The organism is Brevundimonas sp. A19_0, from assembly GCF_017744255.1.
Lineage (GTDB): Bacteria > Pseudomonadota > Alphaproteobacteria > Caulobacterales > Caulobacteraceae > Brevundimonas.
On the sequence record NZ_JAGHQP010000003.1, the window covers coordinates 95,519 to 116,105 of the forward strand.

Annotated in this window: 23 protein-coding genes and 1 tRNA gene; 12 read left to right on the forward strand and 12 right to left on the reverse strand. The window is 68.2% G+C overall.

Annotation, left to right across the window (positions count from 1 at the left end; genetic code table 11):
• The first annotated feature begins 47 nt into the window (after positions 1 to 47).
• Positions 48 to 1,001, forward strand: a complete 954-nt coding sequence (locus J7346_RS04640) for a DMT family transporter (protein WP_209118259.1) — start codon at positions 48 to 50, stop codon at positions 999 to 1,001.
• Positions 1,002 to 1,058: 57 nt separating this feature from the next.
• Here J7346_RS04640 and J7346_RS04645 read toward each other — a convergent pair whose 3' ends face one another.
• The 4 genes from J7346_RS04645 to gluQRS form a co-directional block, all read right to left on the reverse strand.
• Positions 1,059 to 1,262 carry a cold-shock protein gene (locus J7346_RS04645; protein ID WP_209118261.1) on the reverse strand — a complete coding sequence of 68 codons (204 nt, stop codon included), beginning with the start codon at positions 1,260 to 1,262 and terminating at the stop codon, positions 1,059 to 1,061.
• Between the two features lie 193 nt (positions 1,263 to 1,455).
• Complete coding sequence (locus J7346_RS04650) at positions 1,456 to 2,217, reverse strand: extensin family protein (RefSeq protein WP_209118263.1); 762 nt, start codon at positions 2,215 to 2,217, stop codon at positions 1,456 to 1,458.
• A gap of 9 nt (positions 2,218 to 2,226) precedes the next feature.
• The gene (locus J7346_RS04655) at positions 2,227 to 3,381 is read right to left on the reverse strand and encodes a serine hydrolase domain-containing protein (RefSeq protein WP_209118265.1); all 1,155 of its coding nucleotides are present in this window, start codon (positions 3,379 to 3,381) and stop codon (positions 2,227 to 2,229) included.
• Positions 3,378 to 4,247, reverse strand: coding sequence for a tRNA glutamyl-Q(34) synthetase GluQRS (gluQRS, locus tag J7346_RS04660; RefSeq protein ID WP_209118267.1), 870 nt, complete (start codon positions 4,245 to 4,247; stop codon positions 3,378 to 3,380). The genes J7346_RS04655 and gluQRS overlap by 4 nt, the downstream gene beginning before the upstream one ends.
• A gap of 126 nt (positions 4,248 to 4,373) precedes the next feature.
• On the opposite strand from gluQRS, the gene J7346_RS04665 reads away from it, so the two are divergent.
• From J7346_RS04665 to J7346_RS04680, 4 genes are all read left to right on the forward strand, one after another.
• Positions 4,374 to 5,024 (forward strand): DNA-3-methyladenine glycosylase, encoded by a 651-nt coding sequence (locus J7346_RS04665; protein ID WP_209118268.1) that lies wholly within the window; start codon positions 4,374 to 4,376, stop codon positions 5,022 to 5,024.
• Positions 5,021 to 5,677 carry a trimeric intracellular cation channel family protein gene (locus J7346_RS04670; protein WP_209118270.1) on the forward strand — a complete coding sequence of 219 codons (657 nt, stop codon included), beginning with the start codon at positions 5,021 to 5,023 and terminating at the stop codon, positions 5,675 to 5,677. The genes J7346_RS04665 and J7346_RS04670 overlap by 4 nt, the downstream gene beginning before the upstream one ends.
• A 218-nt stretch (positions 5,678 to 5,895) precedes the next feature.
• Positions 5,896 to 6,453 carry an HNH endonuclease gene (locus tag J7346_RS04675; RefSeq protein WP_209118596.1) on the forward strand — a complete coding sequence of 186 codons (558 nt, stop codon included), beginning with the start codon at positions 5,896 to 5,898 and terminating at the stop codon, positions 6,451 to 6,453.
• Between the two features lie 78 nt (positions 6,454 to 6,531).
• Entirely contained in the window at positions 6,532 to 7,308 is a 777-nt protein-coding gene (locus J7346_RS04680) for a transglutaminase family protein (RefSeq protein WP_209118272.1), read from the forward strand.
• A gap of 9 nt (positions 7,309 to 7,317) precedes the next feature.
• Here the strand turns inward: J7346_RS04680 and J7346_RS04685 are convergent, their stop codons facing one another.
• The gene (locus J7346_RS04685; RefSeq protein WP_245157655.1) at positions 7,318 to 9,057 is read right to left on the reverse strand and encodes a M1 family metallopeptidase; all 1,740 of its coding nucleotides are present in this window, start codon (positions 9,055 to 9,057) and stop codon (positions 7,318 to 7,320) included.
• Positions 9,058 to 9,170: 113 nt separating this feature from the next.
• Positions 9,171 to 9,467 carry a 50S ribosomal protein L28 gene (rpmB, locus tag J7346_RS04690; RefSeq protein WP_209118273.1) on the reverse strand — a complete coding sequence of 99 codons (297 nt, stop codon included), beginning with the start codon at positions 9,465 to 9,467 and terminating at the stop codon, positions 9,171 to 9,173.
• Between the two features lie 263 nt (positions 9,468 to 9,730).
• Between rpmB and J7346_RS04695 the strand changes: the two genes are divergently transcribed.
• Positions 9,731 to 10,207 carry a DUF3617 family protein gene (locus J7346_RS04695; RefSeq protein ID WP_209118275.1) on the forward strand — a complete coding sequence of 159 codons (477 nt, stop codon included), beginning with the start codon at positions 9,731 to 9,733 and terminating at the stop codon, positions 10,205 to 10,207.
• Here the strand turns inward: J7346_RS04695 and J7346_RS04700 are convergent, their stop codons facing one another.
• The gene (locus J7346_RS04700; RefSeq protein ID WP_245157656.1) at positions 10,208 to 10,633 is read right to left on the reverse strand and encodes a hypothetical protein; all 426 of its coding nucleotides are present in this window, start codon (positions 10,631 to 10,633) and stop codon (positions 10,208 to 10,210) included.
• A gap of 100 nt (positions 10,634 to 10,733) precedes the next feature.
• On the opposite strand from J7346_RS04700, the gene J7346_RS04705 reads away from it, so the two are divergent.
• On the forward strand, positions 10,734 to 11,087 hold the full coding sequence (locus J7346_RS04705; RefSeq protein WP_209118277.1) for a c-type cytochrome: 354 nt from the start codon (positions 10,734 to 10,736) through the stop codon (positions 11,085 to 11,087).
• Between the two features lie 65 nt (positions 11,088 to 11,152).
• Here J7346_RS04705 and J7346_RS04710 read toward each other — a convergent pair whose 3' ends face one another.
• The 3 genes from J7346_RS04710 to J7346_RS04720 form a co-directional block, all read right to left on the reverse strand.
• Positions 11,153 to 11,689, reverse strand: coding sequence for a CarD family transcriptional regulator (locus J7346_RS04710; RefSeq protein WP_209118278.1), 537 nt, complete (start codon positions 11,687 to 11,689; stop codon positions 11,153 to 11,155).
• A 321-nt stretch (positions 11,690 to 12,010) separates the two neighbouring features.
• The gene (fdxA, locus tag J7346_RS04715) at positions 12,011 to 12,352 is read right to left on the reverse strand and encodes a ferredoxin FdxA (protein WP_209118280.1); all 342 of its coding nucleotides are present in this window, start codon (positions 12,350 to 12,352) and stop codon (positions 12,011 to 12,013) included.
• Between the two features lie 105 nt (positions 12,353 to 12,457).
• Positions 12,458 to 12,736: a S4 domain-containing protein gene (locus J7346_RS04720; protein WP_245157657.1), complete on the reverse strand. Its 279-nt coding sequence runs from the start codon at positions 12,734 to 12,736 to the stop codon at positions 12,458 to 12,460.
• Positions 12,737 to 12,846: 110 nt separating this feature from the next.
• Here J7346_RS04720 and J7346_RS04725 point away from each other — a divergent pair, with 110 nt between their 5' ends.
• Positions 12,847 to 13,299: a hypothetical protein gene (locus J7346_RS04725; protein ID WP_209118282.1), complete on the forward strand. Its 453-nt coding sequence runs from the start codon at positions 12,847 to 12,849 to the stop codon at positions 13,297 to 13,299.
• On the opposite strand, the gene J7346_RS04730 is transcribed toward J7346_RS04725, so the two are convergent.
• Positions 13,296 to 15,800 carry a helicase-related protein gene (locus tag J7346_RS04730; RefSeq protein WP_209118284.1) on the reverse strand — a complete coding sequence of 835 codons (2,505 nt, stop codon included), beginning with the start codon at positions 15,798 to 15,800 and terminating at the stop codon, positions 13,296 to 13,298. The two genes, J7346_RS04725 and J7346_RS04730, sit on opposite strands and share 4 nt — an antisense overlap.
• Positions 15,801 to 16,094: 294 nt before the next feature.
• Here J7346_RS04730 and J7346_RS04735 point away from each other — a divergent pair.
• From J7346_RS04735 to J7346_RS04750, 4 genes are all read left to right on the forward strand, one after another.
• Positions 16,095 to 16,171: transfer RNA gene (locus J7346_RS04735), tRNA-Arg, on the forward strand.
• A 124-nt stretch (positions 16,172 to 16,295) separates the two neighbouring features.
• On the forward strand, positions 16,296 to 17,018 hold the full coding sequence (locus J7346_RS04740) for a hypothetical protein (protein ID WP_209118286.1): 723 nt from the start codon (positions 16,296 to 16,298) through the stop codon (positions 17,016 to 17,018).
• A gap of 402 nt (positions 17,019 to 17,420) precedes the next feature.
• Positions 17,421 to 18,509: a PA0069 family radical SAM protein gene (locus tag J7346_RS04745; RefSeq protein ID WP_209118288.1), complete on the forward strand. Its 1,089-nt coding sequence runs from the start codon at positions 17,421 to 17,423 to the stop codon at positions 18,507 to 18,509.
• 27 nt (positions 18,510 to 18,536) lie between these two features.
• Complete coding sequence (locus tag J7346_RS04750; protein ID WP_245157658.1) at positions 18,537 to 19,259, forward strand: DUF805 domain-containing protein; 723 nt, start codon at positions 18,537 to 18,539, stop codon at positions 19,257 to 19,259.
• Between the two features lie 3 nt (positions 19,260 to 19,262).
• On the opposite strand, the gene J7346_RS04755 is transcribed toward J7346_RS04750, so the two are convergent.
• Positions 19,263 to 20,498, reverse strand: coding sequence for a class I SAM-dependent RNA methyltransferase (locus J7346_RS04755; RefSeq protein WP_209118292.1), 1,236 nt, complete (start codon positions 20,496 to 20,498; stop codon positions 19,263 to 19,265).
• Positions 20,499 to 20,587: the final 89 nt, after the last annotated feature.

Here is a 20,587-nt window from a genome sequence, read left to right on the forward strand (position 1 = left end):
TTCTGATAGCGCCTTCCCGGCCTCGGGGAGAAGAGATAGAGGCGATCATGACCCGGCTTTTCGCCCCTTTCCGTTCGGCCACCCGCCATGCGGCCTTTCCGCTGGCCGTGCTGGTGCTGGCGGCCATGGTGCTGGGCCTTGCCCCGATCCTTGTGCGCCTGACCGAGACGGGCCCGGCGGCCGCCGGCTTCTGGCGGTTCGTGTTCGCCCTGCCGTTGCTGACCCTGCTGACGGCCACCCGTAGGGGCGAGGAGCGGGGACCGGGAGCCCCGTCGCGCTGGATGCTGCTGGCCGGGCTGTTCTTCGTGCTGGATCTGGCCTTCTGGCACTACGGCATCGTCATGACCTCGGTCGCCAATGCGACGGTGCTCTGCAACCTGACGCCCGTGGTCGTGACCCTGTTCGCATGGGTGATATGGCGCGAACGGCCGGGCCGGGGGTTCATGGTGGCGCTGGCGCTCGCCCTGGCCGGCGCCTTTGCCATGGCTGCCGGGGCCGATGGCGGTCAGGGCACCGACCCGCTGCTGGGCGACCTGTTTTCGCTGTCGGTGGCGGTCTGGTACGCGGGCTATTTCCTCGCGGTGAAGGCCGCGCGACGTACGGCCGGCGCGTTGCGTGTGACCTTCTGGGCTACCCTGGCCGGGGTGCCGTTGCTGTGGCTGGTGGCCCGGCTGCTGGGCGAGGACATCCTGCCCGCAGGGCCGTCGGGCTGGTGGGCCTGTGCCGGGCTGGGTCTGATGCATGTGGTGGGGCAGGGGGGCGTGGCCTGGGCGCTGGGGCGGCTGCCGACCTCGGTGACTGCCGTCACCATCCTGATCCAGCCGGTGGTCGCGGCCCTGCTGGGCTGGTGGATATTTGCCGAGGCCCTGACCCCGGTGCAGGCGATCGGCGGCCTGCTGGTGCTGGCCGGGGTGGTGCTGGCCCAGCGCGCCAGTCGCCTGACCCCGCCGGCCGGCCCCGTCATGACGCCGCCGGGCTCCGGAGGGGCACTCCGGAATTGAAACGGGCGCGGACCCCGAAGAGTCCGCGCCCGCAAAGGTCTGAAACCTCAGTCGCTCCTAGAGGAGCTTGAGGCCCACGGCCGAGGTCTTGCCGCGCTGGGTTTCCAGCTCGTATTCGACTTTGGCGTTGTCATCCAGACCGGCCAGGCCGGCTTGCTGAACGGCCGTGATGTGGACGAACACGTCCGACCCACCGCCATCCGGCTGGATGAAACCGTACCCCTTGGTGGGGTTGAACCATTTGACCGTACCGGTCGCCATAATGCGTCTCCGTAAACGCGCTTTCCAGGCGAACACCCTGATGGGTGTCCGTCAACCCGTCTGGATAAAGCTCGTTCAGGCGAAGGAGCGACCCGCGGCTTTGGACACCGCGCAAATCCGGGCTGCGTAGGGGTTGTCTCGCGTCGGGGGCTTTTGGTCAACCGGAATTGATTCGCGCCCGAGGGGAGCCGGATCAGGCGCACAGCCCGCGTGGCGCCCCGTCCAGATGCAGGTGATCGGCGTGCGCCTCATTGTAGTCCGGCGTCAGAACGGTCGAGAAAACCCGGCAGGCGCCGTCGCGGAGACGCTTCAGGAAACCCCGGCCCTCGCTCCCTGAGCGCCCGCGCCCGTCCCAGTCCGAGGCGACGCTGACCACCCGCCCGTCCTCCAGCCTGACGCCCGAGACGTCCAGCGCATTGGCCCGGGCGTGCTCGCTGGGGCGGGCACTGGGGTCGTCCTTCCCGTAGATCCGGCGACAGGAATAGGAACCATAGTTCTCGACGCTGGCGACCTCACTGCCGAAGGTCTCGCGGGCCGCCGGGCGCAGGACCTGCCGGTCCCAGATGACGTAGCGGACCGCCAGCGGGCACTGCATGACCAGCCCCCCGGGCCGGAGCGGCGTCACATCGCCCCCGGTTATCCGCACGGCGCCCCGTACCACGCAGAAGCCGCCGTCGTCGCGGTCGGGCGCGCGCTCGACCTCGACCCCGGCGTCACGCAGCACCTGCATGCAGGCCTCGGTCACGCCGCGCACCTCTTCTTGCGAGGCGAGGCGCGAGATTTCGAAGTCATCGACCTTGGCGGCCGTCGCCTGACCGATCGGCCGGTCCAGATCGAGCGGCTTCCACGGCAGGTCCTGCGGCGGGGCGAACAGGTTCAGCATGGCAAAGGCCGCGCACAGACCCAGCGCCGCCTCCCACAACAGATTCCAGAAGTCGGCCAGGTCGCGCTTCATCAGGGTCTACTAGACGACCCCGCCGTCTTCGGCGACCGCGAGCCCGGCAAGAAGCGCGCGTAGCAGGGCCGGACAGGCCTGCGCGCCGGCCGTGCCGTCATTGCTGACGGCGATCAGCGCCAGGTCGCGCGCCGGAGCCACGGCGGCCGAGGCGTACCACATTGTGTTGGACCCGTCGTGCGCCAGTACCGGCCCCGGGGTCGTCCCGTCCGGACTGGCCCACGGCTGGTTCAGCACGATCCAGCCACAGGCATAGGCCGGCGGCGGTGTGGTCACGGGCGTCGTCAGTCGCATGATCGAGTTCTCACCGACCAGGTCGCCCCCGCCATTCAGGAAGACCGACAGGAACCGTGCATAGTCGCGCATGGTCATATGGACCGTACCGGCCGGGCCCAGGGCCTGGGGATTGTCGGCGCCCGGATGTGACGGCGGCAGGGACAGCTCCTGCCCCCCATAGGTGCGGTGCGCCCAGGGGGCCGGCTCGGGCGGCGGGCCAAATCCGGCCGAGGTGATGCCCAGCGGTTCGAACACCTGCGCCATCATCATCGACTGCCAGTCCTGACCGGCGATCGCCTCCATGGCCGCGGCCGCGACCATATAGTTGGCATTGCCGTACTGGAACTGACCCGGGGCGCCGCCGGGCGCAGAGGCCAGTGCCTTTCGGGCCACGGCCAGCCGCTGCTCGGGCAGGCTCGCCGGATCGCCCCGGGCCGTCATGAACCAGGCCTGCCCCAGCACATCGTCGTCCCTCAACCCCGCGCGATGCTGCATGAGATCGACAACCCGCACACCGGCCCAGGCGGGATCGTGATCGCCGGGCAGGGCTTCGACGACCTTCAGGTCCCAGCCGGCGCGGCCCTGCTCGACCAGCCGCGCGAACAGGGTCGCGGTCATGGCCTTGGTGTTGGAGCCCAGATGCCATCGGTCATCGACCGTGACCGGATCGGTCTGGCCCCGGCGGCGCACGCCCCGCACGCCCTGGGCCACCACACCCTCGCGCGAGACCAGGGCGGCGCCCAGACCTACGGGCCGGGTCGCGGCAAAGGCTGAATCGAGCGCCGCCTCGACGACGGAGGCCGCATCCCGGGCCCGTGCCGGCACGGCGAGCCCGAGGGCAGGAACAGTGCCCATTCCGGCCAGAGCCAGGCGTCGGTTCAGCATCATGGTTCGCTCCCTGTCGGTTCGCGGAAGCCCAGCTGCTCCCTCAGGGCACGCGGCGAGGTGCCGTCCGCCCGGATCTGCGCCAGTGTGACGGCCCCGTCGCGTTTGGCAAACCGCTTCCCCTCATCGTCCAGTAGCAGCCGATGATGACGATAAATGGGGGTGGGCAGGTCCAGCAGCGCCTGCAGCACCCTCTGGATCGAGGTCATCGGGACCAGATCCTCGCCCCGGATCACATGGGTGATGCCCTGGGCGGCATCGTCGATTACCGAGGCGATGACATAGCCCGCGCCGATATCCTTGCGGCCCATGACCATATCGCCCAGCGCCTCGGGCCGGGCGTGATGGAGGCCGGGATCGACGCCTTCCTCGATCCAGCTCAGCCGCGACAGGTCACCCAGCTTCCGGCGGGCCTGCTCCAGGGACAACCGCCAGGCAAACGGCTCCCCGGCCGCCAGCCGCCGGGCCTCTTCCTCCGGCGCATGCGGGCCCCCGGTAAATGCCGCCGGGTCCGCCGGATCGTCGGCATGCGGCGCCACCCCGGCCAACACCAGCCGCTCCTTGCGTGTCCGGAAGCAGCGGTACAGCAGGCCTTGTTCGCGCAACCGTTCCAGCGCGTGGTCGTACTCCGCTCGGTGGTCGGACTGGCGCCGCACCGGGGTCTCCCAGCCCAGCCCCAGCCAGGTCAGGTCCTCGAGCACCCCGGCCTCATATTCGGGCCGGCACCGGGTGAAATCCGTATCCTCAATGCGCAGCAGGAACCGCCCGCCGACCTCCCGTGCGGCCGTCCAGGCCGTAAGTGCCGAAAAGGCATGGCCCTTGTGCAGGCGCCCCGTCGGCGAGGGGGCAAAACGCGTCACCAGCGTCATGGGCGTGTGATCGGCGGTTTCCGGCCCCCGGCTCCGGATTGGGGGGTGATCGTATGGCAAAGTTCAGCCAGACTGCGCATGGGCCGACCCTAGTGGCCGGTCCCGACCCTGTCATCAAGGCCCGCCATGCCGACCGCCCCCACCGCCGATCACATCCTGACTGCCCGGCAGGCCCTGACGGCCGCCGATCCCGCGCTCGTCCGGATCGTGGACGCGGTCCCGCCGTTCGAATGGCGGCTGCGGACCGGGGGCTTCGAGGGCCTGTTTCGCATGATCGTCGAACAGCAGGTGTCGGTGGCCGCGGCCGCCTCCATCTGGCGCCGCGTGGTCGAAGGCCTGGGAGAGGTCACGCCCCAGGCCGTGCTTGCCCGGCCGGTCGAGGACCTGCGGACCCTTGGCCTTTCGGGCCAGAAGGCCCGCTACGGCCACGAGATTGCCCGCGCCCATGTCGAGGGTCACATCGACTTTGACCACCTCGAGCGGCTGGACGATGCCGAGGCCATCGCCGCCCTGACCGCCATCAAGGGCGTGGGCCTGTGGACCGCCGAGACCTTCCTGATGTTCTGCGAAGGGCGGACCGACGTCTTCCCGGGCGGCGACGTCGCCCTGCAGGAGGCCATGCGCTGGGCCGACCGGCTGGACGACCGCCCGACCCAGAAACAGGCCTATGCCCGGGCCGAGGCCTGGCGCCCGCACCGCTCTGTCGCCGCCCACCTGCTGTGGAGCTGGTACGGGGCCGTCAAGCGCGGCGAGATTTCGCTGGAGGCCGCCGCATGATCGAGGCGCCGATCCTTGCCACCCTCAGCCAGCCGATCCTGCCCAACCTCTATCTGGTGGACTATGCGGGCGTGGCCGTGTTTGCCGCGACGGGGGCGCTGGCCGCCGCGCGCGAAAAGCATGATCTGGTCACCCTGGGCTTCTTTGCGGCTATCACCGGGGTCGGCGGCGGCACCCTGCGCGATGTGATGCTGGACGTGCCGGTCTTCTGGGTCGTCGACTGGAAATATATCGCTGTCTGCCTGCTGGCGGCGCTGGCGGTGTGGGTCATCGGCCGGCCCGAGTGGCGCTTCCGCGCCCTGCTGTGGCTGGATGCCATCGGTCTGGCGGCCTATGGCGTCATGGGCGCGGCCAAGGCCGAGGCTCTGGGGGCCAGCCCCCTGATCTGCATCGTCATGGGTACGGTCACCGCCTGTTTCGGCGGGATTGTGCGCGACCTCCTGGCAGGACAGCCCTCGATCCTGCTTCGGCGCGAGATCACGGTGACAGCGGCCATTCTGGCGGCGGTCGCCTATGTGGGCTTCAAGACCATCGGCCTCGGCAATGTCACGGCGGCGGTGCTGGCCATGCCGCTCGGCTTTGCGCTCCGTGCCGGTGCGCTGGCCTGGGGCTGGAGCCTGCCGTCCTTCCCCGCCCGCGTGCGCGCGCCCTGAGCTCCGTCCAGCGACTTCACGCAACCGACACGTCTTCGTCATGGCGGTGGCTTCGAATCGACGATAAGGTTTCCCATCAGCGGGGAGGAAGTCGTCTTCAGTCCGGTCGCTTGTCCATATGCCGTGCGGAACGGAGGGGGATGATGTCCCGCTCACTTTCCTCATTGTCGGGGGCTGCTCTTTCCGGTGCCGCCCTTGCCGAGGTTCACCCCGGTCGCATGACGGCGCCGCGTACGCCCTCCGGCTGGCCCGCCCTGGTGCTGAATGCGGACTTCCGGCCGCTCTCCTACTATCCCCTGTCGATCTGGCCCTGGCAGGATGTGATCAAGGCCGTCTGGCAGGACCGGGTCGACGTCGTCTCGGTCTATGACAAGGTGGTCCGCAGCCCCTCGATGGAGATCCAGCTGCCCAGCGTGGTCTCGCTCAAGACCTATATCGACCAGGACCGCTCGCCCGCCTTCACCCGCTTCAACGTCTTCCTCCGCGACGGCTTCACCTGCCAGTACTGCGGCACAGGCGGAGAGCTGACGTTCGACCACGTCGTGCCGCGCTCGCACGGCGGGCGCACGACCTGGGACAATATCGTCGCGGCCTGCCCGCCCTGTAACCTCAGGAAGGGCGGCCGCACCCCGGCCCAGGCAGGCATGCCCATGCTGCATGCGCCGCATCGGCCCAATGCCTGGCAGTTGCAGGACGCGGGACGGCGCTTCCCACCCGACTATCTGCACAACAGCTGGCTCGACTACCTCTACTGGGACATCGAACTGGAACCCTGAGGCAGGCTGGCGGCCCGGCCCGGGATGGCCTAGTGCAGGAGACAACCGGCCGGGCCGGATCCTCCCTTCGGATATCCCATGAAGCTGCGCGTCCACGCCGAGCTGACCTATCGCTTTCCCGCGCCGACCGATGCCATCTATCTGATCGAGGCCGCGCGCTGGCCCGGGCAGGTGCTGCTGCAGGAGCGGCTCGAGACCACGCCCGCGGTCGAGTGGGTGGCCCATACCACCCGCGACTATGGCGCCCGTACCCTGCGGGCCCGCCTGAAGGGCGATGTCCGCCTGACCTATGAGGCCGTGGTCGACAACGGCGCGCTGTCCCCTCTGCCGGAGACGGCGCACCAGCACGACTGGACCGACCTTCCGGGCGAGACCCTGACCTATCTGTGGCCCAGCCGCTATTGCCCGTCAGACGGCTTCGAGCGGTTCGTGGAGGGGCGGTGGTCCGATCTGCGCGGCGGCGCGCGGGTGCTGGCCATCCTCGACTGGCTGCGCAGCCATATCGCCTATGTCCATGGTGTTTCGACGCCCCAGACCACGGCGGCGGACACCTTTGTCGACCGCGCGGGGGTGTGCCGCGACTTTACCCATCTGGGCCTGTCGCTGTGCCGGGCCTCGGGCATCCCGGCGCGCGCCGTCAGCGCCTATGCGCTGGATCTCGACCCGCCCGACTTCCACGCCGTGTTCGAGGTCTATCTGTCCGGCGGCTGGTGGCTGGTCGATCCCACGGGTCTGGCGCCCGTCGAGGGACTGGTGCGGATCGCCAGCGGGCGCGATGCCGTCGACATCGCCTTCCTGTCCACCAGCGGGGGCTGCGAGATGCTGTCCCAGTCCGTGCGCGTCGAGCGCGCCTGAGGCCGCGGCCTAGCGCCGCCGCTGCCGCGACAGGTAGTCGCGATATGCATCGATATTGTCGAGGCGGCGCAGCACCTTGTTCTGCGGGTCGATCAGCACATGGCTGTGCGGGCCGACGCCCCGGATCTCGCCCCGGCCACCCGTCATGGGCACGGTCTGGACGCGCCCATCGACCGAGACCTCGATCGGCATGGGAAAGACGCTGCCGTCGCCCACCACCCATTCCATGATCAGCCGGTCGCCCTGCTGGCGCGTGACCAGATCGGGCAGGGCTGCCTGATAGAGATAGCCGTGGAAGAACCAGCCCAGGTCCTGACCGGTCACCTCATTCACGATGGCGAGGAAGTCGGGCGTCGAGGCATAGCGCGGTTCGAAATTGCCCGGCCGCGGATCGGGACGGCCATAGACCAGCCGGGTCACGGATTCGAAGAAGGCCTCGTCCCCGATCAGCATCCGCAGCGAATGCATGATCAGCGAGCCCTTGTAATAGATGTCGTTGCCCGGGCCCTGATCGCCTTCATAGACCTCCTCCTCGGTCAGGGCGCGGCCCGACACGACCGGGAAACGGTTGGCCAGACCCAGCCGCTGCTCCAGCAGGCCGGCCTGATAGTACTGCTCGCCGTTCAGCCAGCCCGCGTAGAGCGGCTGCATATAGGTGCCGAGCCCCTCGTGCAGCCACATGTCGTCCCAGTTGACGTTGGTCAGCTGGTTGCCGAACCACTCGTGCGCCAGCTCGTGCTGCAACAGCCAGTCATAGCCGGTGTGATCCTTGCGGTAGTTGTTGCCATAGGCGTTGATGGTCTGGTGCTCCATGCCCAGGTGCGGGGTCTCGACCACGCCCATCTTCTCGTCGCCGAAGGGGAAGGGGCCGACGGTGGCCTCGAAGAAGTCCAGCTGCTGCGGGAATTCGGCAAACAGGGCCGCGGCCTTGGCCGGATCGGTACTGTTCAGATGCCAGAAATGCATCGGCACGGTGTTGCCGAAGCGGCTCTCATAGGTGCCCGACAGCTCGACATAGGGGCCGACGGTCAGCGAAATCGCATAGTTGTTGGGCTGGCGCGCGGTCCAGTTCCAGGTGGTCCAGCCGTCGCCGTGGTCTTCCTTGCCGAGGAAGCGCCCGTTGGCCGGCGCCGACAGGTCCGACGGAATGGTGATGTGCAGGTCCACGCGGCCCGGCTCGGCCATCGGATGGTCGATACAGGGCCAGAACAGGTCACAGCCGTCGCCCTGGATGGCGGTGGCGATCCACGGCTCTCCGCCCGGTGCGGTCGACCAGACAAAGCCCCCGTCCCAGGGGGCATTGCGCGCCACATGCGGCTTGCCGGAATAGGCGATGCGCAGATCCACGCTCTGGCCTGCGCGCAAGCGCCGCGGCAGGCTGATGGTCATCCGGCCTTCCGGGTTCACCCAGTCGCGGGAGGACAGCACCCGCCCGTCAACGGCCACTTCCGAAACGTCGAACACCGTGTCCAGCTCGACCACCAGCCGGTCCAGCGGCGCGGTAGCGGTGAAAGTCAGGGTGGCGACCGCGTCGATCGCCTTGTCATCCGGCAGCACCTTGATCGCCAGATCGGCCACGTCGAACTGCATGGCCAGCTGCTCGGGCGTGCGCGGCCCGCCCGTATCCATGGTGAAGGCCGTCGAGGTGCGGCCCTCGCTCTCGTCCTGCGCCAGAGCCGGGGCATTGGCCGCGAGGCTCAGACCAAAGGCGGCCATCGAGACCAGAAGCGGACGGAAGGTTTTGCTCAACGGAGGTCTCCGGCAGGCCTGTCACAGGAAGGCCGGAACCTTAGAGGGCGAACCACAAAAGAAAAGGCCGGTGTTTCCACCGGCCTTTCCGAAATCGGGTTGATCCGTCGGGATCAGGACGCTTGCTGTTCCGCCAGCTTGGCCTTCACCTGACGCTTGATGCGCTGGGCGGCGGTCGACAGCTTCTCGTCGCGGGCCTTCACGATGAAAGCGTCCAGTCCACCCTTGTAGTCCAGCGTGCGCAGGGCGGCGTTCGAGATACGCAGGCTGAAGGTCTGGCCGAGGGCCTCCGAGGCAACCTTGACGGTCTTCAGCGACGGCAGGAAGCGACGCTTGGTCTTGATGTTCGAGTGGCTGACCGAATGGCCGACCATCGGGCCGATCCCGGTAAGTTCGCAACGACGCGACATGGACTGATCCTCATGGGCGCCCGGCATCAACGACGTCAGGCACGAAAAACGGATGCACGCGAAACCCTGTCCCGCGCGAGAGGCGGTCGTATAGAGGAGGAGGGGGCCGCGCGTCAAGGCCGGGCGGTGCCCGATCCGACCGGCGTGCATGCCCCTCTTCCGGCCAAGGCTGACCGCACAATTACAGGCCGTTCAGCCCCGGTTCAATTGCCGCCACATAATCAGGGCATATATCGATCCCTGACCTTTCAGAGAGGGCTGACATGACGAACAGACAAGGCCGCACCCGTTTCCTCACCCGTGCACTCCCCGTCGCGGGTGGCGCGCTGGCGCTGGGTATGCTGATGACGGTGCCGTCGTCGGCGACCTCGCCCCAGGCCTCCGGCACCCCGCTGCCGGGCTACTGGGAATACAGCACCCGCGTGCTGGGCGTCGGCGAGACCGAGACCAAATGCGTGCGCCAGAGCGAGATCAACCGCTTCTTCGGCGGACTGTCGACGCGCCGCTGGTCCTGTACCTATCCGGTCAAGGAAGTCGGCAACGGACAGGCGCGCTTCGAGGGCACCTGTCGGGATCACAAGGACCGCACGGTCCGCGTGCGCCTGAACGGGCCTTATGACGCCGAGAGCTTCCGCTTCAGCGGGGGCGCCCAGCTTGCGCGCGGCACCCCCTATATTCCCGCCAGCATCACGGCCCGCCGCATCAGCGGCACCTGCCCGGCGGGCGCCGAATACTTCTGATCAGAGCGGCGAGGCCTTTGCCACCACATAGGGGTGGGCCTCGCCGTCGGCATCGATCAGGCTGACGTACTCCCCGGCCACGAACCGCTCCTCGCCGAAGCGGAAGCCCGTGGCGTCGGGCTCGTCCTCGGGCGCCAGATCCAGAATCCATCGGCCGCCGGCCCCGTGACGCAGGGTGCCGGTGGCGACGGTCTGGTCGTCCTCGAAGCGGCGCACATGCAGGCGGTCGGCCTGGGCGCGACAGCCCTCGCCGTCCAGCCGTCCCTCCGAATCCAGCACTGCCACAATGTCCCAGCCGTCCTGCGGATTGCCGGCCGGGGCGCCCGGCTCGCGCGCCAGTTCCAGGCGGATGTGGGTCAGGGTCGAGGTCATGGCATTCTCCTGCAGGATGCCCGCCCCGGCGGGGCAGGTCGTCGTCGCGATCAAGGGTTATCTTGCTGAACGTCCCGCATCCGACCTTGATCCACGTCAAGGGCGGGGCGAGGCTGGTGTGGTCCTATGCCAAACGCCTCGAAGGATGTCCGACATGCGCATGACCCTCACCGCCGGCCTGGCCGCGTCCCTGCTGCTGTTCGGCTGCTCGACCGCTCCCGATCCCGAACCGGAGGCCCCCCGCGCCGACCCCGCCGCGGCCCTGCGCGGCGAGGCCCTGGCCCGCGAGCGCTGCGCGGCCTGCCATGCGGTGGGCCTCACCGGGGCCAGCCCCATGGCCGAGGCGCCGCCCTTCCGCACCCTGCACGAGCGCTATCCCGTGACCTTCCTGCAGGAATCGCTGGCCGAGGGCCTGGTCACCACCCACCCCGCCATGCCCGCCGTCGAACTGTCGCCGGACGAGATCCGCGACCTGATCGCCTGGCTGGAATCGCTCGAGAACGGCTGAGGCGCGCACGAAAAAAGGCCCCGGATCGCTCCGGGGCCTCTTGTCTCATAAGCCTGTCAGCGGGCTCAGGCCGCTTCGGCGGCCGGGGCCGGCGGGGCCTTCTTGGCGCTCAGCGACTTGGCCAGCAGCTCGACGGCGGCCTCCTTGTCGATACGGTTGGCGGCGGCGACTTCGCGGGCCATGCGGTCGAGGGCCGATTCGTACAGCTGACGCTCCGAATAGGACTGTTCCGGCTGGGTGTCGGCGCGGTGCAGGTCACGCACCACTTCGGCGATCGAGATCAGGTCGCCCGAGTTGATCTTGGCCTCATACTCCTGGGCGCGGCGCGACCACATGGTGCGCTTGATGCGGGCGCGGCCCTTCAGCGTGGTCAGGGCGCGGGTCACCACATCCTCGGCGGCCAGCGAGCGCAGGCCGGCGGTCTTGGCCTTGTTGGTCGGGACGCGCAGGGTCATCTTCTCGTGGTCGAAGGTCACGACATAGACTTCCAGCGTCATGCCGGCGACTTCCTGGGTCTCGACAGCGGCCACCTTGCCGACACCGTGAGCCGGATAGACGACCGCGTCGCCAACCTTGAATTCAAGACCACTCTTGCTCGTCATGTCATTTCCTTTCACGGACGCAGACGTCGCAATTCACCTCGGCATCGAAGACGACGGATCGGACCGGCAGGGCAGGCGCCGGCGCGCTGTCGATCTCAGATGCGGAAATGGATCACCAAACCTCTGGCCGCCCCGGTTTATGTCGGGGTTCTGTCGTCAATCCGGATGGTGCGAGAACCCTCGCGGGCCATCCGACCGAATGAGATCAATCTATCACAAAAAGCGGTAATTTCAAAATATCCCCAAGCATGACCATGGGCGCGGGGCATATTGTGACCGCAATGGGGCCGAACCCCGGCTGCGTCGTGCGCAAAAGGCCGCTCAGGAGCCCTTGCCGGGCTTTTCCGAGAAGTATTTTTCGAACTTTCCGGTCTCTCGCTCGAACTCTTCAGCGTCGGCGGGCGGCGCGCCCTTCACCGTGATGTTCGGCCAGACCTTTGCGTATTCGGCATTGACCTGAAGCCATTTGCCGTCCGGCTCGTCCTCGGTGTCGGGCTTGATGGCGTCGACCGGGCACTCGGGCTCGCACACGCCGCAGTCGATGCACTCGTCCGGCGCGATGACGAGGAAGTTCTCGCCCTCATAGAAGCAGTCGACCGGGCACACCTCGACGCAGTCCATGAATTTGCAGCGGACGCAGGCGTCGGTGACGATGTAGGTCATGGATGAAACCGGGGTCGGATATCGGGCGGGGCCGGACGGGGCAGATGGCCCCAAGCGGGCCTCAAGTCAACCACCGCAGGGGCCGGAGCGCGCACCCCGTCCGGCTCATACCGCCTCGTAAAGGCCTGCGGCCTCTGCCGGGGGGCCTCTTCTTTTGCCGAAGGCGAGGATCCGCACCTCGACCAGATCCGCCCCGCGCATCAGCAACAGCACATCGCCCTGTCGGACGCGAAAGCCGGGTTTGGACATGCGGGTCTGGGCGCCCGCCCGGGTCAAACGCACCCGACCCGCCTCGATGCGGGCCGCCGCCTCCGACCGGGTCGGTGCGAACCGCGCCCGCCACAGCCAGACGTCGAGGCGACAGGCCTCTTCCGTGCCGCTCAAGCGCAGGGGCTCCGGCCGGGACGGCTGTCGGGAGCTGACGGGGCGGGGCCGGGCATGGACAAAGGAGGCACGCGATGTCTCAACTGGGGTGTATCGCTAGGGAGATTATCATGCGTCTGGCCATTTGCACGGCGGCCCTCATCGTCCTGGGGTCGGGTGCCGCCATGGCGCAGGACGCCCGGGACTGGCGGACCCTCTACTCAGACGGGACCTATGATTTTGCGCTCGACGACGGGTCCGTCCAGCGCACGGGCGACGCGGTGCAGCTGACCTATCGCATCACCCTGCCTGAAGAGGGGGAGGTGGCCGCCATGGAGGCCGATGCCCTTCTGGACTGTCGTGCCCAGACCCTGACGCTCACCGCCGCCCGCTCCTATGACGCGGCGGGTGTAGTCGTGCAAAGCGTCGAGGCACCCGAAGACCGCCGCAAGGCCGAACCGATCTATCAGGGGGAGGGCGGCCATGAGACCCTCTATCGGGACCTGTGTCCCGGCGGCGCTCCTGTGCCTGCTCCGCCCCCGGCCGGTCCTCCGCCCATCCCCGTGTCGCCGAGCCGCAACTAGGCCTTGCGCGCCTTGTCCCGGACCTTGCCGCCCCCGCGCTTCCGTCGGGGTGGCGCCGCAGGCTTCAGCGGCGCGGCCAACGCCCGCAGGACTGCAAACGGAGAGTCCTTTACCGGCTTCGGAGTCTTTCCCGGTCGGTCGGGCTGACGCGCGCGGGTCGTCTTCAGGGCTGCAATCAGGCCATTGGCCTCGCCGAGGGTCATTCCAAGGGCCTGCAGGTCTTCCTCGGACAGCGTGCCCTTTCCGGCCGCCCGCCGTTCCGCCATCGTCTCCAGCAATTCGACCGGGGCGACGTAGCGTCCGACCGCGCGCAGACCGAAGGCCGACAGCCTCCGCGGCGGCGGCGGAGGAGACGGCAGCAGCGTCACGCCCTGGCTGCGCCCCCGGAACGCCCGGCCGCCGGTGAACGCCTGTGCGACCGCGCGGGGGCGGGCCTTCAACAGGGCCGGCAGCCAGACGGAATGGGCCCCCATGCGCACGCCGAAGGTTCGCAGCGTGCGGCGTTCAGCCTGGCTGAGCGCGGCCAGATCGCGCTCCACCTGGCCCCTGTCGATGACGCCGCCGGCCTCCAGCAGGCGGAAGGCCAGCCCGCGCGGCAATCCCTTCAGGGCGCCGCTCTCGACCGCCGTCTTCAGCCGTTTCAGGGGTTTCAGCGCCCGGCCTGTCTCGCCCGCCAACCAGGCCTCCAGCCGCCGCTGCGCCCGTTCACGCGCGGGCGCTGAACCCAGCTCCCCCAACAGCCGCACGCGGGGGGCGAACCAGTCCCCACCGGGATCGATCTGCCCTGTCCAGGCGCCGCGCCACAGCAGCGCGCCTTCGGGCGTCAGGCCAAAGGCCTCGTCCGGTTCGGCCGCCAGCTGGCCCAGGCGCCGCTCGATCTCCGGCGCCACCGCCTGCCGCGCGGCGCGGCCCAGCGCCCGGGTCTCCAGCGCGCTGGCCCCGGCCTCGGCCTGAAAGGTGATGCCGGTCAGCCGCCCGACGGTCTGGCCCTCGACCGAGACCTCGCCATCCTCGGAGACTTGTGTGTCCGCCTCGCCATAGTCTTTCAGCGCCTGCATCAGGACCGTGGTGCGCCGGTCGACGAAGCGCGCGGTCAGCCGCTCGTGCAGCACGTCCGACAGCCGGTCCTCCAGCGCCCGGGTGCGCTCGCGCCAGTGAGCCGAGGCCTCCAGCCAGCCCGGCCGGTTGGCGATGTAGCTGAGCGTCCGCACTCCGGCGAGGCGCGCGGATATCCGGTCGATCTGGCCGTCGTCGCGATCCAGCCCCGCGAACCGTCCGGCGAACCAGTCCTCGGTCACCCGACCGCCCGGCCCGGTCAGGGCCTCGAACAGATGCATGACCAGCTGGAAATGCTGCTCCGGCGTGGTCTTCTGGAAGTCCGGCATCTGGCAGCAGTCCCACAGCCGCATCAGACTGCCGCGCGACCGGGCGATGCGCTGCACATCCTCCTCGCGCGCCACCCGCCTCAGCAGCACCTCGTCCAGCGCCGGCGCCGAAAGCACCAGCCCCGGATGGTCCGGCCGGGTCTCCAGCGAGCGGATCAGGCCTGGCAGGCTGTCAAAATCCAGCCGGGCATTCCGCCATTCCGCCGCCCGCACAGGATCGAACCGGTGCTCCACCACCTGTTCGACCAGATCGGGGTCGAGGTCCTGCGCCTGGGCCGTCACGCCAAAGGTGCCGTTCCGCATATGGCGCCCGGCCCGCCCGGCGATCTGGCCGATCTCGTGGGCGTGCAGATGCCGGGTGCGCCGCCCGTCGAACTTCTTCAGCCCGGCAAAGGCCACATGGTCGACATCCATGTTCAGCCCCATGCCGATGGCGTCGGTCGCCACCAGAAAGTCGACCTCGCCCGACTGGAACAGGGCGACCTGGGCGTTGCGGGTGCGGGGGCTGAGCGCGCCCATGACCACGGCCGCCCCGCCCCTCTGGCGTCGCAACAGTTCGGCGATTGCATAGACCTGCTCGGCCGAGAAGGCGACGACGGCCGACCTCTTGGGCAGGCGCGTCAGCTTGGACGGCCCGGCATAGCTCAGCTCTGACAGACGCTCCCGCTCGCGAATCTCGACATCGTCCACCAGCCGCCGGATCAGCGGCGCCATGGTGCCGGCGCCGAGGAACATGGTCTCGAACCGGCCCCGGGCATGCAGCAGCCGGTGGGTGAACAGATGCCCGCGCTCCGGGTCGGCCACCAGCTGGATCTCGTCCACCGCGACAAAGTCCACCGCCCGGTCCATGGGCATGGCCTCGACGGTCGAGACGAAATAGCGCGGCCGCTCGGGGACGATCTTCTCCTCACCCGTGATCAGGGCGACCGAGGCCGCGCCCCTCTGCTTCACGATCCGCTCATACACCTCGCGCGCCAGCAGCCGCAGCGGCAGGCCGATCATGCCCGAGGCATGGCCCAGCATCCGCTCGACCGCCAGATGGGTCTTGCCGGTATTGGTCGGGCCCAGCACCGCCACGACCCGGGCCGCCGACTGACCTGTGGGGCGATCATTCATGACCGGATAAAGGTGGGGCGGGTCGCGGCCGGACTCAACCGGATAATCGCGGCAGGGCCTCGGGGACAGGCGATTAACGCGCGGAGCAGGGCCGGTGGAACAAGCGCGAAACGAATCAGGACCGAATCACTGACACCCCGCGATTCGGGGTTTGTTCACCGCAACATATTGTATCTTAATGCCGATTAACCACAATCGGAAAGCGCCGCTGCCGGTGATCCTGCAGGTTTTTCGATGCCGACATCGTCCGGGCGCTTCCCCTGTTTCGCGCGACCCGCTAGGTCCTCGCCCGACGGCCCCGTAGCTCAGCTGCATAGAGCAAGGCTTTCCTAAAGCCGAGGTCGCAGGTTGGAGTCCTGCCGGGGTCGCCAGTTGCTGCGAAGGTATCGGTATGGCTGACCCGCTCAGGCCCATCCGTTTCTGTGTGCGGGTGTGGCCATGCCATCCTCGACGGTCAGCCGATCGGGACTCCTTGGCGTCGCTGGGAGCGTGGAAATGAGCAGTAGCGACCTTGCAAATCGGGCGATTGAATCCAGCCGACGCCTGATTGGGATAATCGGCAAAACACTGCCGCAAAGACGGCTGGCGCATGACACCAACGGCCTTCTGATGAACTACGGCGGCTGGATGCAGGCTCACATGGAGATCGGTATCAGGCAGTGGCGTTTAGACTTAGATCCACGGCCCGAGTTTGTCGCGGGACTGAACGCGATCGAACAGGGCATTGCTGAGGCAATCGCACTGAACGCCACACCGCGCGACATCGACCAGCTTAATCTCTGGATCGCTCAGCCGATCGCGTATCTGATGGACCGAACGTTGCCAGTGTTGCAGGGGACGACCGGGATCAATCAGGACCTGCCGTCCCGGACCGCCTCTGACCTGCTGGGCGATGCGCTGTTTGATCGACCCTATCGCGACCAACTGCCAGCTCTGATGACCGCATTGGGACGTCGCAAGGCCGAGCATCTGGCCTTGGTCACCGCACAGAACCAGTTCGCCCTCCTGGATGCGGCGGGTGACGAAGCCCGCATCGCCGAACTTGCCGCAGAAGGGGATGCTCTCTACCTGCGCCGCGCCAAGGATGCCTATTTCGAGCCCGCAATCATCCTGGGTGGCGGCGAGGACAATCCGATCATGCTGGACTGGCAGCTGGCGGCCATCCTCAAGAAAGTCGGGTTCAAGAGTCACAGCCCCAATCTCTGGCTCTGGGACTGACAAACCCAGTGCTACCGTAAAGCCCCTCCGCGCTGTGGCTCCCTGACCACAGCTTTCTTCCCGCCCTCCCTGCGGGCTGTGGCAGGATGCGATCTGAGCGACAGGGAGGGCATTTGATCGTTCGGGAGGGTGCGGATAGCAGCTATAGCCTGTTCAGACCGTTCAGACTATTCAGACTATTCAGACGGTAATTTATGGAGTCCACCCTGGTGTACTGCCACCGGACTCCACACCGTCCACCGCCCCGAACCCCAATCCCCGCGCGGCTCTGCTGGGCCTATGGAGAAAGGGGAGTCTGGTTCCGCACACTCTCTCCGCCGCCGGCATTCCAGACGGTTCAGACGGTGTTTTGGCGAAATGCGAGTTCTTGCTTTGTTCCATCTTTCGCCCCATAATCCCGCCATGGTCGAAGCGACAGCCCGCAAGGCGCCCAGGGGCAGGGGCGCGCGTTCCAATGCCACCGGGCGGTATGAGGCCAATACGACCGAGGCCATGGACGACGGCTGGACCGATGATGACGCCGAGGTCGCCCCGCTGCGCACCGAACAGCTGATCGAGCGGCCCAAAACCATCATCTCGAAGAACACCAGCCCGGACGTCGGCTTTGATCGCTCCATCAATCCCTACAAGGGCTGCGAGCACGGCTGCATCTATTGCTACGCCCGGCCGTCCCACGCCTGGATGGGGATGTCGCCGGGGCTGGATTTCGAGAGCCGGATCTTCGTCAAGCCGGATGCCGCCCGCCTGCTGGAGCAGGAGCTGGCCCATCCGAAATATGTCTGCAAACGCATCCATGTGGGCGGCAACACCGACCCCTATCAGCCGGTCGAGGACGAGCGGCAAACGACCCGCAGCCTCCTGCAGGTCATGCAGCGCTTCAACCAGCCCTTCAGCCTGATCACCAAGTCGTTCCGCGTCACCCGCGACCTCGACATCCTCGGCCCCATGGGGCGCGAGAACCTGGCCCAGGTGTTCGTCTCGATCACCACGCTCGACCGGTCGCTGGCCCGGGCGATGGAGCCGCGCGCCTCGACCCCCGAGAAGCGGCTGGAGGCAATCAAACGCCTGTCCGATGCCGGCGTGCCTGTCGGCGTCGGCTTTGCGCCCGTCATCCCGGGTCTGAACGACCATGAGCTGGAAGATGTGCTGAAGGCGGCGGCGAAGGCGGGGGCGACCCGCGCCATGTATGTCACCCTGCGCCTGCCGCTCGAGATCAAGGACCTGTTCCGCGAATGGCTGGAGGATGCCCGGCCGGATCGTGCAAAACGCGTCATGTCGCTGATCCGCCAGACGCGCGGCGGCAAGGACTATGACGCCGACTGGTCCCAGCGGATGAAGGGCACCGGCCCCGTCGCCCAGCTGATCGCCACCCGTTATCGCGCCGCGGCCAAACGCTATGGCCTCGACCAGCCCTATCCCCTGCTGGACCTCAGCCGCTTCAGGGTCCCGCCCGAGTTCCGGCCCCAGATGGACCTGTTCGACGTGGCCTGAGGCCGATTGGCGGGCTAAGCTTCCGCCATGACACCGGAAAGGCCAGCGCTGTTCAGCCTTCAGGGACGGGTGGGCCTTCGTGATCTTCGCCGGGCCCGTATCCGGCTTGTGCTGGCCTTCATCGTCAGCCTTGTCGCCCTGGTCGTGTCGTGGGCGACGCTGGTCACGCTCAATGACAGCCATGGCTGGACCCGGATCACCCCGGAGTGGAGCTTGCTGTCCCTCCTGCCGCTGGCGGTCGTCTTCGCCTCCCACGTCACCCTGATGGTGCGCCGACTGCACGACCATGGACGCTCGGGCTGGTGGCTGCTGCTCATGCCCGCCGCCCTGAGTGTGCCCGCCGTCTTCGGGTGGTTCGCCTATCTGGCCCGGGATGCGGGCTTTCTGGCGGTGGGCCTGGCGTTTGGTGGTTTCGTGATCATGATCCAGGCCTTTTCTCTGGGCGCTGTCTATCTCAGCCATACTGCGGGTCAGGCCTCCGCCAACCGGTTCGGTCCGGCGCTCGGTGAGACCGTCCGCACCCACAACGCCGCCGGGCTGGAGATCTGGTTCAGGCGGTGGCGCGGCTATCCGGTGCACTGGAAGGGCTGGGCGATCATGACGGCGGCTCTGCTGGTGATCCTCCCGGCCTTCTTCGCAGCTGCCTGGCTGACCGGGGCAACAGGGCAGCCGTGGGCGTTTCTGCTCATGATCCCGCTCATGCCGCTGGTGATCTACGGGAACCTCTTCATCCTGTCCCGCTCGGGCTGATCCTCACCGCCGGAAGGTGCCGACCAGTTCGACGTGGGCCGACCACAGGAACTGGTCGACGGGCGTGACCTTTTCGAGCTTAAAGCCCGCGTCGACCAGCACCCGGGCGTCGCGCGCGAAGGTCACCGGATTACAGGACACGCCGACCACGGTGGTGGCCTTCGAGGCCGCGATCTGCTCGACCTGGGCCTGGGCGCCGGCGCGGGGCGGGTCGAACACCACGGTGTCGATGCCCTTCAGGTCATGCGGCGTCAGCGGGCGGCGGAACAGGTCGCGGGCCACGGCCTCGATCGGCGACAGGCCCTTCAGCCCCGCGCGCCCGGCCTTCAGTGCGGCAATGCCGCCCTCGGCGGCGTCGGCGGCCAGTACCGGGGCGACCGACGCCAGCGGGAAGGTGAAGGTGCCCGCCCCGCAGAACAGGTCGGCGATGCGTTTCGCGCCCTTCACCCCGTCCAGCACCCGCTCGACCATGGCGGCCTCGGCCTCGGGCACGGCCTGCAGGAAGCCGCCGGGCGGCAGGGTCACCTCGGCGCCGCCGAAGCGGACGCGCGGCGCGCGGCGCATGGCCAGCACCTCACCCGCAAGGCTCAGCCGTGCCAGGTCGGCGGCCTCGGCGGTGCGGATGGCCTCCATCCGCCGGTCGCCCGACAGCCCGCCCGAGCGCCGCTCGACGCCGGTGATGTCGACGTCCAGACCCGTCTCAGTCAGGGTGACATGCAGGGTGGGGGCCGACTTCGGGTGATCCAGCACCGCCGATGCGATCCGCCGCAGCCGGGGCAGGGCCTCGACCAGACGCGGGTCCGACACCACGCAGGTCTCGATGGGCACCAGCGACCAGGACTTCCTCGCCTTGAACCCCAGCACGACCGCGCCGTCGCCGAGCCGCCGGGCATGCAGCGCCAGCCGTCGTCGCGTGGCCGGGGGGATGCCGACCGTGGGGCGGAGCTCGGTCTCCAGACCCTGCCGGCCCAGCGCCAGCCGAACCTGTTCGCCCTTCCACGCCAGATAGGGTTCGCTCTGCCAGTGCTGCAGGGCGCAGCCGCCACAGGTGCCGAAATGGGGGCAGGGGGCCGCCCGCCGCTCGGGCGAGGGGGTCAGAAGGGTGACGTCGCCCGCACGCCCGTCGCGCACCTCGGCCTCGACGACCTCGCCGGCGAGGGTCAGGGGCACAAACACCGGGCCGGGGGCCACCCCGTCGCCCTGGGCGCCCACATGGGAAATCGTCAGCCGTTCACGCATGCCGCCTCCAAGCAGCTTTCGGGCGTGAGGGCAACGCGCCCAAACCTGAACGAAGATGAACAGCCCGCTCAAATGCCGTTCAGTCGCGC

Excerpts from the sequence above, each read along its gene's own strand:
- J7346_RS04640 (WP_209118259.1), top strand. The coding sequence starts at position 48 with ATGACCCGGCTTTTCGCCCCTTTCCGTTCGGCCACCCGCCATGCGGCC.
- J7346_RS04645 (WP_209118261.1), bottom strand. The coding sequence starts at position 1,262 with ATGGCGACCGGTACGGTCAAATGGTTCAACCCCACCAAGGGGTACGGT.
- J7346_RS04650 (WP_209118263.1), bottom strand. The coding sequence starts at position 2,217 with ATGAAGCGCGACCTGGCCGACTTCTGGAATCTGTTGTGGGAGGCGGCG.
- J7346_RS04655 (WP_209118265.1), bottom strand. The coding sequence starts at position 3,381 with ATGATGCTGAACCGACGCCTGGCTCTGGCCGGAATGGGCACTGTTCCT.
- gluQRS (WP_209118267.1), bottom strand. The coding sequence starts at position 4,247 with ATGACGCTGGTGACGCGTTTTGCCCCCTCGCCGACGGGGCGCCTGCAC.
- J7346_RS04665 (WP_209118268.1), top strand. The coding sequence starts at position 4,374 with ATGCCGACCGCCCCCACCGCCGATCACATCCTGACTGCCCGGCAGGCC.
- J7346_RS04670 (WP_209118270.1), top strand. The coding sequence starts at position 5,021 with ATGATCGAGGCGCCGATCCTTGCCACCCTCAGCCAGCCGATCCTGCCC.
- J7346_RS04675 (WP_209118596.1), top strand. The coding sequence starts at position 5,896 with ATGACGGCGCCGCGTACGCCCTCCGGCTGGCCCGCCCTGGTGCTGAAT.
- J7346_RS04680 (WP_209118272.1), top strand. The coding sequence starts at position 6,532 with ATGAAGCTGCGCGTCCACGCCGAGCTGACCTATCGCTTTCCCGCGCCG.
- rpmB (WP_209118273.1), bottom strand. The coding sequence starts at position 9,467 with ATGTCGCGTCGTTGCGAACTTACCGGGATCGGCCCGATGGTCGGCCAT.
- J7346_RS04695 (WP_209118275.1), top strand. The coding sequence starts at position 9,731 with ATGACGAACAGACAAGGCCGCACCCGTTTCCTCACCCGTGCACTCCCC.
- J7346_RS04705 (WP_209118277.1), top strand. The coding sequence starts at position 10,734 with ATGCGCATGACCCTCACCGCCGGCCTGGCCGCGTCCCTGCTGCTGTTC.
- J7346_RS04710 (WP_209118278.1), bottom strand. The coding sequence starts at position 11,689 with ATGACGAGCAAGAGTGGTCTTGAATTCAAGGTTGGCGACGCGGTCGTC.
- fdxA (WP_209118280.1), bottom strand. The coding sequence starts at position 12,352 with ATGACCTACATCGTCACCGACGCCTGCGTCCGCTGCAAATTCATGGAC.
- J7346_RS04725 (WP_209118282.1), top strand. The coding sequence starts at position 12,847 with ATGCGTCTGGCCATTTGCACGGCGGCCCTCATCGTCCTGGGGTCGGGT.
- J7346_RS04730 (WP_209118284.1), bottom strand. The coding sequence starts at position 15,800 with ATGAATGATCGCCCCACAGGTCAGTCGGCGGCCCGGGTCGTGGCGGTG.
- J7346_RS04740 (WP_209118286.1), top strand. The coding sequence starts at position 16,296 with ATGAGCAGTAGCGACCTTGCAAATCGGGCGATTGAATCCAGCCGACGC.
- J7346_RS04745 (WP_209118288.1), top strand. The coding sequence starts at position 17,421 with ATGGTCGAAGCGACAGCCCGCAAGGCGCCCAGGGGCAGGGGCGCGCGT.
- J7346_RS04750 (WP_245157658.1), top strand. The coding sequence starts at position 18,537 with ATGACACCGGAAAGGCCAGCGCTGTTCAGCCTTCAGGGACGGGTGGGC.
- J7346_RS04755 (WP_209118292.1), bottom strand. The coding sequence starts at position 20,498 with ATGCGTGAACGGCTGACGATTTCCCATGTGGGCGCCCAGGGCGACGGG.